The sequence below is a fragment of the Nonomuraea jiangxiensis genome (assembly GCF_900099965.1).
GTDB classification, from domain to species: Bacteria; Actinomycetota; Actinomycetes; order Streptosporangiales; family Streptosporangiaceae; genus Nonomuraea; species Nonomuraea jiangxiensis.
In genome coordinates, this window is the sequence record NZ_FNDJ01000014.1 from 229,039 (window position 1) to 242,763 (window position 13,725).

The following is a 13,725-nucleotide window of genomic DNA, read 5'->3' on the forward strand; positions in this document are numbered from 1 at the left end:
TCCGATCTCAGGCCAGTGTCTCGATGAAGGCGGTGAGCTGGGCGACGTTGCGGCACTCGGACATCGGCACGACCGTGCCGTAGTCGCTCGCGACCGAGTCGCCGGTGTCCCACTGCTGCCTCGGCTCCGGATTGAGCCAGTACGCGTGCCGCGACCGCGACACCAGCGACCTGAGCACGTCCAGGGCGGGCGGCTGGTAGTTGGAGCGGGCGTCACCGAGGATCAGCAGCGAGGTCCTGGGCCCGATGGCGTCGGCGTACCGCTCGGCGAAGCGTTCCAGCGAGTGGCCGTAGTTGGTACGGCCGAAGCGCACCATGTCGGCCTCGTTCGCCAGCCTGGTCATGGCCTCGACCACGTCGGCCCCCGGGACGAAGAACCGGGTGATCTCGTCCACCGTGTCCACGAAGCCGAACGCCCGTACCTTCGTGAACTGCTCCCGCAGCGCGTACGTGAGCAGCAGCGTGAAGTGCGCGAACGACGAGACCGAGTCGCTGGTGTCGCAGAGGATGACCAGCTCGGGCTTGTGCGGCCGGGGCGGCTTGAAGTGGGTGGTCAGCGGCACGCCGCCGCTCTGCAGCGAGGCCCGCATCGTCCGGCGGAAGTCGAGCCGGCCGCGCCGGCCCTTCCTGTGCTTGATCGTCAGCCGCGCGGCCAGCCGCCTGGCCAGCGGGTACACCTCCCTGCGCAGCCTGGCCAGATCCGCCTTCGTGACGCGCAGGAAGTCGATCTGGTCGAGCGGCGGGCGTACGGCGGAGCGGGCGATGCGCTCGACGCCGGAGTCCTCGGCGATGCGGCGGCGCACGTCGGTGGTCACCGCCTCCTCGAAGCGCCGGATGCCGTCGTTGACCCGCTGGCGAACGGTCTTCTCCGCCAGGCCGCCGCGTTCCCGGCCGGCCAGCACGTTGTTCAGGATGCGGGCCATGAGCGTCTCGGGGGACAGGGCGCGCATGACGCTGTAGGAGAACCAGTTCTGCCGGCCGGGACCGGCCGGCTGGCGGCCGAAGCGCTCGACCATCGCCCGGGCGAACTCGCGCAGCTCCAGGTCGGTGCCGCCGCTCAGGAGGCCGGCGAGGTGGTCGCGGAGTTCGGGCAGCTCGGCCTGCTCGGGATCGATCCTCCGCTCCGGGCGTTCGGCGTGCATGCCGCTGGTCGCCGCCGGGAACCACAGGTCGAACAGCACGTCGAACCCCGGCCGGTACGCGGGCTTCTTCACCAGCGTCGCCGCGTAGGCCGCGCGCAACGACTCCCGCTCGCTCAGCTCGATCACCCGCAGCGCCCGCGCCGCGTCCAGCCCCTCGGCGAGCGAGACCGGCACCCCCGCCTCGCGCAACGCGTGTACGAACCCGACATGCCGATCGACCAGCGACATCCGCTCAGGCATCCGGCAGCCCCAGCTCCTTGATCACCCGCGTCTGGTCGGAGGCGTGCTTGAGCACCACGCCCAGCGTGCCCGCCACCGTGGCCTCGTCCAGCTCCTGGCGCCCGAGGGCCAGCAGCGTGTTCGCCCAGTCCACGGTCTCGGCGACCGACGGCGCCTTCTTCAGCTCCAGTGCCCGCAGCGTGGCCACTGTCCTCGCGAGCTGCTCGGCGAGGTCGGCCCGCAGGGTCGGCACCTGGGCGAGCACGATGTCGCGCTCGCGCTCGGGGGTCGGGTATTGGATGTGCAGGTAGAGGCAGCGCCGCTTGAGCGCCTCCGACAGCTCACGGGTCGCGTTGGAGGTCAGCACCACGTACGGCCGGCGCGTCGCGGCGATCGTGCCCAGCTCCGGGATCGTCACCTGGAAGTCGGACAGCAGCTCCAGCAGCAGGCCCTCGACCTCGACGTCCGCCTTGTCGGTCTCGTCGATGAGCAGCACGGTGGGGGTCGTGGCCCTGACCGCCTTGAGCAGTGGCCGCTCCAGCAGGAACTCCTCGCTGAAGATGTCGTCGTCGACGCTGGTGGCCTGGATGCGCAGGAGCTGCTTCTTGTAGTTCCACTCGTACAGCGCCCTGGCCTCGTCGAGGCCCTCGTAGCACTGCAACCTGATCAGCTCCGCGCCGGTGGCCTGGGCCACCGCCTTGGCGAGCTGCGTCTTCCCGACCCCCGCCGGACCCTCGACCAGCAGCGGCTTGCCCAGCGCGGCGGCCAGGAACACCGAGGTGGAGATGGCGTCGTCGGAGAGGTAATCCACGGCGGCGAGCCGCTCCGTCACGTCGGCGGGCGAGTCGAACATCGATGCTCCTGTCTGCTGGCCGAACTTTATTCTAGCGGCAGGAGCCCGATCGATACCGATTCGCCTCGGATGAGGATCACCGGTATATTCCTCTCTGCAAGCGCCGCTAGCTCAGTTGGTCAGAGCAGCTGACTCTTAATCAGCGGGTCCGGGGTTCGAGTCCCTGGCGGCGCACCACACAGAAACCCTAGCTCGGTGTAGTGAGCTGGGGTTTCTCGGTTTTAAGAGGCTCCGGCCGCGTTGAGGTCCTCCCGCGGTTGCTCGCCGGACGCTCGGGCCCGCTGCTGCTGCCCCGTTCATGGGCCGTGGGTTATGAGAGCTCGAGGGCCCGTGGAACCCCGCCCACCCGGCGCGACAGCCGGGCACCCACGCTGACCACAGCGAGAAAATCGACCCCCAGCCGAACCTCTCAGCCGACCAACTCAAGGTCGAGAAAGATCGAGGCTAGCGCACACCCTCGACTCCACGACCTTCATCGACTACCCCACCAAGCTTCTGCACGACGTGCCCGGGGAGATTTCCTGATTTTGGACGGGCACCCTGCCCACCGGTCCGCCGAGACGAAAGCGTTCATCAGGAGACCAAAAGGCGGTTGACGCTGTTCTTCCTGCCCCCGTATTCGCCCGAGTTTCTCCTAGTAACCGTTCATGCCGTCTCGGGCGGCCAAAGTTGCACTCGATAGAGATCGACCTGGACGATGTCGGCGGGGAAGTCGGGTTCCTCGGTGTTGGACAGGACTCTGTTCAGCACTCGAGCCGACCAGGCGCTGTCGCGCTCGCCCGTGTCGAACTCTAGGTACTCGTCCCACTCCTCCGCGAAATGCTGAGCGATGCCGATCCGGCCTGTGCGCAGTTGGAGACCGCCTTCCCACAGGCGATCCCAGGAGGGGAGCGGGACCGGCTTGGTGTCCCAGAGTTCGTAGCGAACGTGGATGGGACCGCCAGGGGCGACGGCGCTGGTGATGTCGACGCCGTTGGGACCTGCTCCGATCCTGGGGAGCGTCCATCTGCCCAGGAACTCCCCTGGCCGGGGGCTGCCTGTTGGCACGCCGTCCTCCACCTGAGTGACGAGAAAATTTGAGCCCTGGTGGATGCGCAGGCTGTCGTGAGCGCTCCTGCGAAGGACTGCCATGAGGGTCGCCTTCCTGCCGTCGGGGGAGAGACCCCGGCGCGTGTCGCGCACGCGCCGGGGCGTTCGGGGTCAGTCGGACAAGTGGATATAGAACCGGTCGCTCTGGATCACTCGGTTGTTCTGGTACCAGGCGCCGAGCACGTTTCCGTGCGCATTATTCTGCGGGGCGTTAATCGGCAGCACGGAGAAGTTGTTTTTCGGCTTGGCGTTACTGGCTCCCTGCTCTGCGCTGGCGAACGGGAACTCGTCGCACTGTTTGCCTTCTCGCTCCGCGGCGGTGAACTCGATTCTGCACGCCGCGTCGGTGATGCCCCGACTGCCGGGGATGTCGGCGCTGTATTTGACCCTACGAAGCCAATTGCCCCAGCCGTACCGCTCGCCGGGAACGGTGACGCTGAACAAGGTGGTGTAGTACCCATCCGACACGTACCTCAGATCACGCACGCCATTCAGCCCCCATCCCACACTGACCGCTCACCCTCCATGAGCAGACAGTTCGCGGAGGGCGCCGCTGCACCCGTATCCCCGGAACTCGATGATCTGCAGCCAGTCGTCGGTCGGCGCCTACGCGCTGCGCCAGTTCGTCGAGTTCCAGCCGGTCGACCCACACCGCGCTGAATTCCGTGGCGAGCGCGTAACTGTGCAACCGGTGTCACCGATACTCCGATCGTCGCATGTCGCGCCTTTCATACGGGGGCCGCCGGACTGAAGGTCCGGCGGCCAGGTTTCGCTAGTTGATCAGAAGCCAGTACGGGTCGCCGGACCGGACACGGTACCGAGGAAGAAGATGTTGAGTTCCGAACCTGCCAGCTGATTCTGCTTGGCGTTGAGCGCCTTGACAGAGAAGTTGTTGCTGCCGTTGGTCTCATGGACGTAAGCAAGCATCGGCAGGCCGGGATCCGCGCGCCGGATCTCCAGTGCGGCCCTGATGTCCTCGTCGCGGAAGACGACGGCAGCCGGACGGTAGCACCGTGAACCCCGCACCGACGAGAACGTCTCCGGGCATCGAGATGGTGTCATCGATCACGACCAGCCCACCCTGTGGCAGCAATTTGGTGAATGTCGGCAGCCCTGCCAGTTTCCGGTGCCGTCCCGCACTGCCATCGTGGTGCACCGCCACCTCTTGAAACGGACAGGAAGAGATCGACATGGCAGGAACTCCCGTCACGGTCATCGGTATGGGGCCGACGGGCCGGGCGCCGGCCGCGGCCCTAGTGAACGACCCCACGACCATCTGGAACCGCACCCCGGGCAAGGCGTACGACGTCGGGCTGCTCGGGATCAGGTGGTCGACGTTCAACGGGTTCATGCACGCCGCGGCGCCCATGGACAGTGAGAAGATCGCGGCCAGGGCGGTCAGCGCATGAACGCTGCGCGCTGGGCCGCTCTCGTCATCGAGGCGGCCGACGAAACCACCGCGATCCTGGAGAAAGGCGCCAACCAGGACTGGACGCGCAACGCCGCAGGGCTGGAATGGAGCTGCAGGACCACACTCGACCACATCGCCCTGGGCGTCGTGGGTTACGCCGGCCTGCTCATCGCCCGTCCCCCCGGCCGGTACATCACCCTCTTCGCCTCGCTCGACCCCCAGGCTCCCATCCCCGAGTGCCTGGAGGGGATCGGGATCGCGGCGAACATCCTGGCCTCCGCCGTACGGGAGGCCGACGCCGACGTACGCGCCTGGCATCCGTGGGGCCACTCGGACGGCCCCGGCTTCGCCGCTATGGGAGTCGTCGAACTGCTCGTTCACGGCATGGACATCAGCCACGCGCTCGGGCTCGACTGGCGGATGCCGGAGCACCTGTGCGCCCCGGCGCTGCGCCGCCTCTTCCCCGAGGCTCCGGAAGGCGAGGACTCAGCCGAGATCCTCCTGTGGTGCACCGGCCGCGCCGAGCTTCCCGGTCATGCCCGCAGACAACGCTGGCAGTGGAACGGGACCGTCCGCTGAGGGCGATTGCGTTGCGGCACAGCCCGGCAGGGATCACGCGGCGCCGGCACCGACTACGGGCCAGAACTCCCGGTAGCGGCCGGAGTGGAAGACGAGCGGCTCTCCCTCGGTCCGCTGGTAGCGCTCCACCGCCCCGACGAAGATGTGATGGTCGCCGCCGTCGTGGACGCGCTCCGTACGGCAGACGAAGCTGGCCAGCGTCCCGGCGAGTATCGGCAGGGGCGCGCCGAGCAACTCCACCCCGGCGAACTTGTCGGCTGAGGGCGTGGCGAAGCGCCTGGACAGGTGGTCCTGGTCGGCGGCGAGGACGTTGACGGCGAACCGCCCGGCCCGCAGGAAGAGCGGCGCGCTGGGCGCCCGGTTGGACAGGCACCAGAGCACCAGCGGCGGATCGAGTGAGACCGAGGTGAAGGAGTTGACGGTCACGCCGGCCCGCTCCCCATCGGCGGTCACCGTCGTGATCACCGCCACCCCGGTCGCGAACTGCCCGAAGGCCTCACGGAGCGATCTCATGCCGCGACCCTGTTCAGGTAGGCCTCGGCTCGGGCGGCGTCCATGAACCAGTCGGCGTAGTCGGCCGGGTCGTCGAAGCCGTTGACGAAGCGGGAGGCGATCTCCGGACGTTGTCCGGCGGCCCCCAGGAGCGCCAGGTGGTGGGGTTCGGCGGGCGCCAGCAGGGCGTTGGTCCAGTTCGTGACATGCCGGGCCTGCGTCCAGAAGAGATCGAAGGTCCGCCGCATCCAGTCCGCGTCGAACGGCTGCGCGCCCCGTTCCACGATGGCCCGCAGATAGGTGGCGGCGCACTTGGCGGCGTTGTTGCTGCCCTGCCCGGTGATCGGGTCGTTGAGCACCACGACGTCGGCCACGCCGAGCACCGGTGCGCCGGAGGGCAGAACGGCGACAGGACGGCGAACCGTGGGGGCGAAGCGGCCGGTCAGGACCGCGTTGGCGTCGGTGAGCTCGATCCCGGCGCAGCGCTCGGCCTCCCACGGGAAGAAGGCCTCCAGGATTTGGCGGCTGCGCGCCAGATGCTCGGCGGGGCCGCGCACGTCGCCCCAGCAGTCCATGGGACCGCCCGGCACGCCCTCGAACACCATGATCTCGCAGGGGCCGGTGTGTGTGAGCGCGGGGAAGACGAAGTACTCGCCCACGCCGGGGAGCAGGTTGAAGCAGACCGCCGAGTGATCGGGGCGGGGGGCGAGACCGTTGACGTAGGTGACCGCCAGCGCGCGTTGCGGAGCGGCGTACGGGGAGCGCGAGGGGTCCCGCTCGAAGAGCGAGGCGATCTGTCCCTTCCCCGCGGCGACGAGGACCAGGTCGTACCGGGCGGCGTAGCTCTCCAGGTCCTCCGGGGTGGCGTCGTGCAGGATGAGCTTGCCGCCGAGCCGTTCGAACTCGCCCATCCAGGCCGGCATCTTCAGCCGCTGGTCGACCGAGCGGGCCGGGACGTCCAGCCGCGCCGCCCAGTCGAGTAACTTGCCTCCCTCCGGACCGGGAACCGTGAGCGCGATGCCCTCGATGGGCGGGCAGTCGTCGGCCCACCAGTCCAGGCCGAGCTCACGCTCGTAAGCCTGCGCGGTGCCGAACATGGCCTGGCCGGACATCACCCGGCCGTCGCGGATGGACTCGCGGGTGCGATTGGAGACCACGGTGACGTCGTAGCCGTGCTGGAGCAGACCGATGGCCAGGTGGAGGCCGGCCTGACCGGCGCCGACGATGAGGATGTCGCGCATGGTGGGTGTGTCCCTTCGGTGTCAGGAGTGGGAGTTGCTATCGGCGCCTGACAAGAAAGGTACGGCCGGTGCGTCCGCCCGAGCCATCCGCGGAGCGCGGATCTCATCCACCTGACGCGGAACCCCTGCGCAACGTCTCCGACGGCGGTTGCCCGTACCTCTCGCGGTACTGGGCGGCGAAACGTCCCTGGTGCAGGAAGCCCCATCGGGCGGCCACCGTGGTCACCGTGGCCCTGGCAGGGTCGGCCGTCCTGAGCTCATCGTGGACCCGCGCGAGTCGTACCTGCCTGAGGTGGGTCATGGGGCTCAGCCCGAGATGCGCGCGGAAACCTTCCTGCAGAGAGCGGCTGCTGACCGCGACGGCGCCGGCGATGTCGGTAGTGGTGAGCGGGAGGTGCGCGTGCTCTTCGATGAACTCCATCGCCCGGCGCACGACCTTCGGCAGAGCGGGCGGCCTGGGTGCCGTCAGCCGTTCCAGGTAGTTGGAGGGCTGCATGGTCAGCAGCAGGGTGATCAGGGCGTTCTCCAGGTGTGCGATGGCCAGCGGATGGCCGGTCAGTCCGTCGTCGCGCTCGGCCTCCCTGACGAGCAGGTCGGCCATGTCCCGCCAGGACCGGGTCCAGCCCGTCGTCAGGTCCATGCCGAGGTCGAAGACGACCGGGTCGTCGAGTTGTTCGCCGAGCATCTGCTTCAACGCGAGCTCGATCGAGGTGCGCTCGAACTTGACCACCAACTGGGGGCAGCCGGCGGCCCAGCGCATGTCGAGGTGGCGGGTCGGCGAGGGCAGCGCGGCCAGCGACGAGGTGGAGACGATCTCCTTGTCGCCGAGGCGGATCAGGCTTCGCCCGGCGAGCGGGATCATGACCAGGAAGAACGTGTCGAGGTCGCCTGGTTCGATGTGCACGTCGGCCCCGTAGTCGAGGTAACTGACGCGGACCGAGCCGAGCTGGACGGAGTTGAACCGGGCCGACAGCAGGTCCGCGTCGCCGGCCAGGTCCAGCCGGTGCGGGCAGAACACCTTGGCGACCTCGCCCCGGACCTCGTCCAGGTCGGAGCTGGCGAAGACAGCACGATTGCTGAGGAGCACACCAAATGATCCCCGTTCTCGACCAGGTCTTCAATGTAAAAGGACGCACAAGAGTTGCGTCACGGTCGACCCGGCGATGCCGCGGAGTCTTCGGGTGGGCGCCCGCCCCGGCTGGTCAGGAAGCGGGCGCCCACATCGGATTACGGTTGTACGGCGGGGAGCTTGCCGAAGCCGACCTGGTCGGCCTCCTGGGCACCGCTACCGTTGTCCAGGGTGACGACGAGCCAGCCCTTCGCCGGCGTGGTCGCGAGCTTCGCCTGGTCGACCGTGAGCGGGATAGAGGCGGAGGCGCGCGGCGCGAGCGGCACGTACGCCCCCGTGGAGATGGCCGGGGCGAAGGCGTCGAACGCCGCCGACTCGGTCTCGTCCGTGAGCCCCTCGGGGATCAGCGAGAAACCGGTCGCCGTGTAGGTGAAGCGTGAGGCGCCCTCCGTCAGTCCCACCTCGGAGGCGAGAGCCGGCATGAGCAGAGTGCCGCCGTTCATCGGGGCCGTGGCGACCCACGCGTTCACCAGGGATCCATCGGCCTTGAAGACGAACGTGGCGAACCGCCCGTCGAAGTCGCCCGCGGTGACCAGGCCGTAGTCCGCGCCGACCAGGATGTAGTCGGGTGCTCCGTCATTGTTGGAGTCGATCGGGATGTCGTACTCGTTCGCCGAAGCGTTGGACCACTGGCCGGAGGTGTTGACCGCGAAGACCAGCGCCCGGTCGGTGTCAGCGCCTCCCAGCGCCGACCCGGGGAGTGTCTGCACCCCGACGGCGCGGATGTCCATCGAGTCCTCGGCGCCCGTGATGTCGTCGGCGTCGGTGATGCCCCAGGCGTAGACGTCCGCGGCGCCGGAGTGGGCACCGTCGTTGCGAACATCGACCGAGGTCACGAGTCCGCCGTCGCCCGCCGTGTACTTGCCCGGCTCGGACGCGTGCACCTTGGACTGGGCGTCGGGGACGAGCAGGAACGGGGCCCGCAGCGGGTAGACGCCCTCGGCGGCCTTCCGAGGCGTGGCGGTGACCGCACCCTGAATGTGGGTGACCGTACCGAAGTTGGAGGTCTCGGCGGCGGGCAGGGCGGCCACGGCCTGGGCGCTCAGCGACAGGGTGACTTGGACGGTGCGGCTGCTTCGCTGGGGCACGGTCACGCTCTTGGGCGAGACCGAGACCTTGGCGCCGTAGGACTCGCCGGTGAACGCGGCGGCGAGGTCGTAGGTGACCGGAAGTTCGCCGGTGTTGCGGATGGCGAAGTTCTCGATCCCCACGTACTTGCCGGTCATCGACTTCAGGCCGAACGACAGGCTGCTCCCGTCGTTCGTCTCACCGATCACCGTGGCGGCGACCGCCTGCCGGGTGGCCACGACGCCGGAGCCGGCGACCCTGGCGGTGTAGTTCCCGATCTTGGACGTGGCGTCGGCGGTGCTGACGATCGCGGCCTTGATCTCGCCGGGCTGCCAGCTCGGGTGGGCCTCCTTCACGAGCGCGGCCACACCGGCGACCATCGGCGAGGCCATCGAGGTGCCCGAGATCGTCGCGGCGCCGGAACCCGTGCCCACTCCGGTCGAGACGACGGCGACGCCAGGCGCGGTCACGTCCGGCTTCAGCGCGCTGCCGCCGTTGGCCGGGCCGCCGGAGGAGAACGAGGCGAGCCGGGCGTAGGCGGGGTTGGGGATGGCCAGCGCCGCCAGCGTGGTGCTCTTGCCGTCCAGCGACTGGGCGCCGGCCGCGTCACCGCCCTTGATGCCGAGGAACGGGATGGTCACCGTGTACTCCTCACCGGTGTCCGGGTCGGCGGTGATCTGCCCCTCCAGCGGCGGGTACGCGGGATCGGTGTTGATCATGGCCACCGCCGCGGCACCGGCCTGCTGGCCGAGGATGGCTCGCTTGACCCGGCCGCAGTCGCCACGCACCGTGATCACGAGCTTGCCCGCCACGCCGCCAGGGTAGGCCGCGTAGTCTGCCGGGGCGCAGCCCAGCGACACCGGGCCGGAGGGATAGCTCGTGCGGAGCACCGCGACCGGCAGGGTTCCCGAGGGCAGTGGAGCCTCGTTGGAGTTCTGCGCGACGAGCTCGGTGCCTTCCGCGGCGATCTTCACCGCTGGCAGGTTGGCACGCGCGGCGTCGAGGGCGGCCACCGAGATGGCCGTGGGGGCGACAGCGGGCGCACCGGTCAGGTAGGCGTTCTGGCCGGAGTTGCCGGCCGAGGCCACCACGGTCACGCCCGCGCGGGTCAGCGTCTGCACCGCCTGCGACGAGGGCTCGTCAACGCGGCCGAAGGGGGAGCCGAGCGACATGTTGACGACGTCGGCGCCGTCCTTCAGGGCCCGCTCCATGGCCGCGACGATGACGTCCTCGCTGGCCGAACCGCCGCAGCCGAAGACGCGGTAGGCCATCAGCGAGGCCTTGGGCGCCACGCCCGGTCCCACCTTGAAGGTGTTGGCGTGGGTGGTGGAGTCGTACGGGCCGGTGTAGGTCTTGCCGTTCGCGTCCACCCCGAAGCCGGCCGAGCTGCCGGCCACGTGGGAGCCGTGGCCGTTGCAGTCGAGCGGGTCGGGGTCGGGCTTGGGCATCGAGGTGGGATCGTTGGCGTCGTAGTCGTCACCCACGAGGTCGTAGCCGCCGACCACCTTGGTGGTGGGGAAGGTGCCAGGCTCGATCACGGTGCCGTCGTTGCCCTCGAAGTCGGCCGGGTTGCCCGGGCCGCCGAAGTTGGCGTGCGTGTAGTCGATCCCGGTGTCGATGACCGCGACCTTGATGCCTGTGCCGGTCTTGCCGAGGTCCTGCCACGCCTGCGGGGCGCCGATGTAGGGGACGGCGGCGGTGTTGTCCGGGCGGAACGTGCGTACCGGATGTACGGAGACGACCCCAGGAGCCCGCTGGATCGCCGGCAGGCTGCCGCGGGGGATGGCGGCGGCGATGCCGTTGAAGCTGTCGGTATAGGTGGTGAGGACCTTTCCGCCTTCGGCCTGCACCTTGTCCTCGACGCTCTGCTGCCGGCGGTGGAGCGTGGCACGTAAGGTCGTCCTGTTGACGGTCTTGCCGGCCTCGGCCGCATCGGCGGCGGCATCGCCGACCGGGGTGCCGCTGACCTGGATGAGGACCTTGAGCTGGCGGGTGGGATCGAGCGCGGCTGGTTTGAAACCGGTGTAGGCGAACGCGCTGTCCAGATGCTGGAAGCGGTCAGGCCGGGTGGGTTGAGCATTGGCCGTGGATGGCATTGCAGTCAGCGGAATCGCAATGCTCGCGGACGCGAGCACTGCGAGGAGCAGACGCCTCTTCACTGATCACCTCAGGTGGTACATGGGATTGAGCTGATCAAAGAGTGAACTCGCCACAATGGGATCATGTCGCACTTTCGTAACAACTAGAACACAACATCTGTAAAGGCGTGAGTCGGTACAGGGCGGATCGCAACCCACGTGTCCTGCTGAACGGCGGCCAAGCTGGATCGCCTGAGGGGTCAGGTGGCTTTGTCGTGGGCGCGTAGGGTCGCTACACCGTCGCCTTCGAGGTCGTTCCAGTAGCCGGTGCGCCCGGTCATCGCCATGATCAGCGCCACGGTGGGGCCGGTCACAAGGGCGCCGGAGCCGGTCGTGAAGGGGCCGTCGGTGGCGACGAGGCGCAGGTCGCGGATTCGGCCCTTGGCGAGGACGACCATGTCGGAGCGGCGATAGTAGTCGGCTACCCGGGTGAGCACCTCGATCGGGTAGTCGCGCCGGATGCCCAATGGCCGTCGGATGTCCTCTCCGTGCACGATCGTCTCGCCCAGCATCGCCATGACGGACAGGGGTGGCTTGGTCGTGCTGGTGACGACGCGGCGGAACCTGGCGAGCGTCTCGGCCGGGGTCGCGCCCAACTGCTCGGCCAATCGCATGGCCACCTGTTTGTCGAAGTCGAAGCGGCAGCGGATGACGCCGGTCATCCACCGTACCGGTGTGAGACTCGCCCCTGAGGTGATGTGCGCCAGCACCTCGCGGACCGTCAGCCCGGTGCACAGGGACGGCGTGGTCCACTGCTCGCTGGTCAGATCCGCCAGGTCGGCCGCCAGGGCCGCCCGCTCGGTGTGGACCAGCGACCAGACGGTTGGCTTCGGCCTGGAGTCGGTCATGATCAGCGGCTCACGAGGCCGACATGGTTGCCGTCCGGGTCGGCGAACACCGCGATCCGCCCCAGGGGCGTCGGCGCCGGTTCCATGACGCGGCTGCCGCCCAGACTTTCCGCGCGCGCCAGCGCGGCCTCCACGTCGTCGACCGGGAAGTAGACCACCATCCCGGTGTACGGGCTGCTGGGACCGGCCTGGCCGATACCGCCTGCCGGACGGCCGCCGTCACCACCGATGAACGCGTAGGTGTCGTCGATGACGTTCACCGTCCAGCCGAACAGCTCCTGATAGAAGCGCCGTGCTTGCGAAGCGTCGGGAGTGGAGATGTCGAACCATCCGGGCGTGGGACGAGATCCGGTCGACGTCATGGCAGTCCTCCTTATAAGGGCCGGTTTGACCCATCACCTGGTAGGACTGCCGCTGTAGGGCACAATCGTCGCTCATGGGGGAAAATTCTGCTGGGCTCCAGGTGGATCCGGCGGTGCAGCGCGATCAGGACGCTGACCTGGCCCGGGCTCGCGCGGGGGATGATGCCGCCTTCGCCCGCCTGGTGGGACCGCTACGCCAGGAGTTGCACGGCCACTGCTACCGCATGCTGGGTTCGAGTCACGACGCCGACGATGCCCTGCAGGATGCCCTGCTGCGTGCCTGGCGAGGGCTCGGGCGGTTCGAGGGTCGTGGCTCGTTGCGTTCGTGGCTCTACACCGTGGCCACCCGTACGTGTCTGGACCTGGCCGACTCCCGCGCCAAGCGGGCGTTGCCCGCCGACCTCGGCTCATCCAGCGAACGAGCCGTGCTTGACGCCGCCCCGCTGACCGAGGTCGCCTGGCTGGGCCCTTACCCCGATCAGGGCCTCGCCGACGGCCGGGCCGTTCCTGAGGCGCGTTACGAGCAGCGTGAGTCCGTCGAACTCGCCTTCGTCGCCGCCCTGCAGCACCTGCCGGGTAACCAGCGGGCCGCGCTGCTGCTGTTCGACGTGCTCGGGTTCTCCGCCGCCGAGATCGCCACCATGATGGGCACCTCGACCACGTCGGTGAACTCCGCTCTGGCGCGGGCCCGCAGGCTCGTGGCGGAGAAGATCCCCTCCCCGAGCCAGCAGCAGGCGCTGCGGAAGATCGGCGACGCCAAGGTTCAGCAGCTCGTGGCCGCGTTCGCGGCGGCGCTGGAACGCGGCGACATCGACGCCCTGGTGCCGTTGCTGACCGAAGACGTCACCTGGTCCATGCCGCCTCTGCCGACCTGGTACCAGGGGTTGGCGGCCGTCACCGACTTCGCCGTACAGGTCCCCCTAACGAGGTGCCCAAGCTGGCGCTCCCTTCCGACCAGCGCCAACGGCCAGCCTGCCGTAGCGTTCTACCTCGGCGGCGACGCCATCGGACCGCACGACGCCTGGTCGATCACCGTGCTCGCGTTCCGCGACACACGCATCAGCCACATCGTCTCCTTCCTCGGCCCCGAGCACTTCCCATCCTTCGCCCTGCCCGCCTCACTCCTCTGACCGCGAGAGCCGCAGGCACCGTGGG

The 13,725-nt window shown here is 68.8% G+C and carries 14 protein-coding genes and 1 tRNA gene; 4 read left to right on the forward strand and 11 right to left on the reverse strand.

What is annotated here, in order from left to right; genetic code table 11:
* Positions 1-7: 7 nt before the first annotated feature.
* Positions 8-1,381, reverse strand: a complete 1,374-nt coding sequence (locus tag BLS95_RS29985) for a vWA domain-containing protein (RefSeq protein ID WP_218136041.1) — start codon at positions 1,379-1,381, stop codon at positions 8-10.
* Entirely contained in the window at positions 1,374-2,213 is an 840-nt protein-coding gene (locus BLS95_RS29990) for an AAA family ATPase (RefSeq protein ID WP_090938697.1), read from the reverse strand. The genes BLS95_RS29985 and BLS95_RS29990 overlap by 8 nt, the downstream gene beginning before the upstream one ends.
* 100 nt (positions 2,214-2,313) lie before the next feature.
* On the opposite strand from BLS95_RS29990, the gene BLS95_RS29995 reads away from it, so the two are divergent.
* A tRNA-Lys gene (locus BLS95_RS29995) sits at positions 2,314-2,390 on the forward strand.
* A 468-nt stretch (positions 2,391-2,858) separates the two neighbouring features.
* On the opposite strand, the gene BLS95_RS30000 is transcribed toward BLS95_RS29995, so the two are convergent.
* The 3 genes from BLS95_RS30000 to BLS95_RS30010 all read right to left on the reverse strand — a co-directional run bounded on the left by BLS95_RS30000 (position 2,859) and on the right by BLS95_RS30010 (position 4,328).
* Positions 2,859-3,344, reverse strand: a complete 486-nt coding sequence (locus BLS95_RS30000) for a hypothetical protein (RefSeq protein WP_090938700.1) — start codon at positions 3,342-3,344, stop codon at positions 2,859-2,861.
* A gap of 69 nt (positions 3,345-3,413) precedes the next feature.
* The gene (locus BLS95_RS30005; protein ID WP_176993442.1) at positions 3,414-3,788 is read right to left on the reverse strand and encodes a NucA/NucB deoxyribonuclease domain-containing protein; all 375 of its coding nucleotides are present in this window, start codon (positions 3,786-3,788) and stop codon (positions 3,414-3,416) included.
* Between the two features lie 294 nt (positions 3,789-4,082).
* Positions 4,083-4,328 (reverse strand): hypothetical protein, encoded by a 246-nt coding sequence (locus tag BLS95_RS30010; protein ID WP_090938706.1) that lies wholly within the window; start codon positions 4,326-4,328, stop codon positions 4,083-4,085.
* A 164-nt stretch (positions 4,329-4,492) separates the two neighbouring features.
* Between BLS95_RS30010 and BLS95_RS30015 the strand changes: the two genes are divergently transcribed.
* Both BLS95_RS30015 and BLS95_RS30020 read left to right on the forward strand, forming a co-directional pair.
* Positions 4,493-4,711, forward strand: coding sequence for an imine reductase family protein (locus tag BLS95_RS30015; protein WP_143043916.1), 219 nt, complete (start codon positions 4,493-4,495; stop codon positions 4,709-4,711).
* Positions 4,708-5,292 carry a maleylpyruvate isomerase N-terminal domain-containing protein gene (locus tag BLS95_RS30020; RefSeq protein ID WP_090938712.1) on the forward strand — a complete coding sequence of 195 codons (585 nt, stop codon included), beginning with the start codon at positions 4,708-4,710 and terminating at the stop codon, positions 5,290-5,292. The genes BLS95_RS30015 and BLS95_RS30020 overlap by 4 nt, the downstream gene beginning before the upstream one ends.
* A gap of 33 nt (positions 5,293-5,325) precedes the next feature.
* Here BLS95_RS30020 and BLS95_RS30025 read toward each other — a convergent pair whose 3' ends face one another.
* The 6 genes from BLS95_RS30025 to BLS95_RS30050 form a co-directional block, all read right to left on the reverse strand.
* Positions 5,326-5,805 (reverse strand): flavin reductase family protein, encoded by a 480-nt coding sequence (locus BLS95_RS30025; protein ID WP_090938715.1) that lies wholly within the window; start codon positions 5,803-5,805, stop codon positions 5,326-5,328.
* Positions 5,802-7,025 carry a styrene monooxygenase/indole monooxygenase family protein gene (locus BLS95_RS30030; RefSeq protein WP_090938718.1) on the reverse strand — a complete coding sequence of 408 codons (1,224 nt, stop codon included), beginning with the start codon at positions 7,023-7,025 and terminating at the stop codon, positions 5,802-5,804. Before BLS95_RS30030 ends, BLS95_RS30025 begins: the two co-directional genes overlap by 4 nt.
* Before the next feature lie 103 nt (positions 7,026-7,128).
* Positions 7,129-8,112 carry an AraC family transcriptional regulator gene (locus BLS95_RS30035; protein ID WP_090938721.1) on the reverse strand — a complete coding sequence of 328 codons (984 nt, stop codon included), beginning with the start codon at positions 8,110-8,112 and terminating at the stop codon, positions 7,129-7,131.
* 140 nt (positions 8,113-8,252) lie between these two features.
* Positions 8,253-11,318 carry a S8 family serine peptidase gene (locus tag BLS95_RS30040; RefSeq protein WP_090938724.1) on the reverse strand — a complete coding sequence of 1,022 codons (3,066 nt, stop codon included), beginning with the start codon at positions 11,316-11,318 and terminating at the stop codon, positions 8,253-8,255.
* A 242-nt stretch (positions 11,319-11,560) separates the two neighbouring features.
* On the reverse strand, positions 11,561-12,208 hold the full coding sequence (locus BLS95_RS30045; RefSeq protein WP_090938727.1) for a maleylpyruvate isomerase family mycothiol-dependent enzyme: 648 nt from the start codon (positions 12,206-12,208) through the stop codon (positions 11,561-11,563).
* Between the two features lie 2 nt (positions 12,209-12,210).
* Positions 12,211-12,570 carry a VOC family protein gene (locus tag BLS95_RS30050; RefSeq protein ID WP_090938729.1) on the reverse strand — a complete coding sequence of 120 codons (360 nt, stop codon included), beginning with the start codon at positions 12,568-12,570 and terminating at the stop codon, positions 12,211-12,213.
* Positions 12,571-12,644: 74 nt separating this feature from the next.
* On the opposite strand from BLS95_RS30050, the gene BLS95_RS30055 reads away from it, so the two are divergent.
* Entirely contained in the window at positions 12,645-13,700 is a 1,056-nt protein-coding gene (locus BLS95_RS30055; RefSeq protein ID WP_090938732.1) for a sigma-70 family RNA polymerase sigma factor, read from the forward strand.
* Positions 13,701-13,725: the final 25 nt, after the last annotated feature.

Excerpts from the sequence above, each read along its gene's own strand:
- BLS95_RS29985 (WP_218136041.1), bottom strand. The coding sequence starts at position 1,381 with ATGCCTGAGCGGATGTCGCTGGTCGATCGGCATGTCGGGTTCGTACAC.
- BLS95_RS29990 (WP_090938697.1), bottom strand. The coding sequence starts at position 2,213 with ATGTTCGACTCGCCCGCCGACGTGACGGAGCGGCTCGCCGCCGTGGAT.
- BLS95_RS30000 (WP_090938700.1), bottom strand. The coding sequence starts at position 3,344 with ATGGCAGTCCTTCGCAGGAGCGCTCACGACAGCCTGCGCATCCACCAG.
- BLS95_RS30015 (WP_143043916.1), top strand. The coding sequence starts at position 4,493 with ATGGCAGGAACTCCCGTCACGGTCATCGGTATGGGGCCGACGGGCCGG.
- BLS95_RS30020 (WP_090938712.1), top strand. The coding sequence starts at position 4,708 with ATGAACGCTGCGCGCTGGGCCGCTCTCGTCATCGAGGCGGCCGACGAA.
- BLS95_RS30025 (WP_090938715.1), bottom strand. The coding sequence starts at position 5,805 with ATGAGATCGCTCCGTGAGGCCTTCGGGCAGTTCGCGACCGGGGTGGCG.
- BLS95_RS30030 (WP_090938718.1), bottom strand. The coding sequence starts at position 7,025 with ATGCGCGACATCCTCATCGTCGGCGCCGGTCAGGCCGGCCTCCACCTG.
- BLS95_RS30040 (WP_090938724.1), bottom strand. The coding sequence starts at position 11,318 with ATGCCATCCACGGCCAATGCTCAACCCACCCGGCCTGACCGCTTCCAG.
- BLS95_RS30045 (WP_090938727.1), bottom strand. The coding sequence starts at position 12,208 with ATGACCGACTCCAGGCCGAAGCCAACCGTCTGGTCGCTGGTCCACACC.
- BLS95_RS30050 (WP_090938729.1), bottom strand. The coding sequence starts at position 12,570 with ATGACGTCGACCGGATCTCGTCCCACGCCCGGATGGTTCGACATCTCC.
- BLS95_RS30055 (WP_090938732.1), top strand. The coding sequence starts at position 12,645 with ATGGGGGAAAATTCTGCTGGGCTCCAGGTGGATCCGGCGGTGCAGCGC.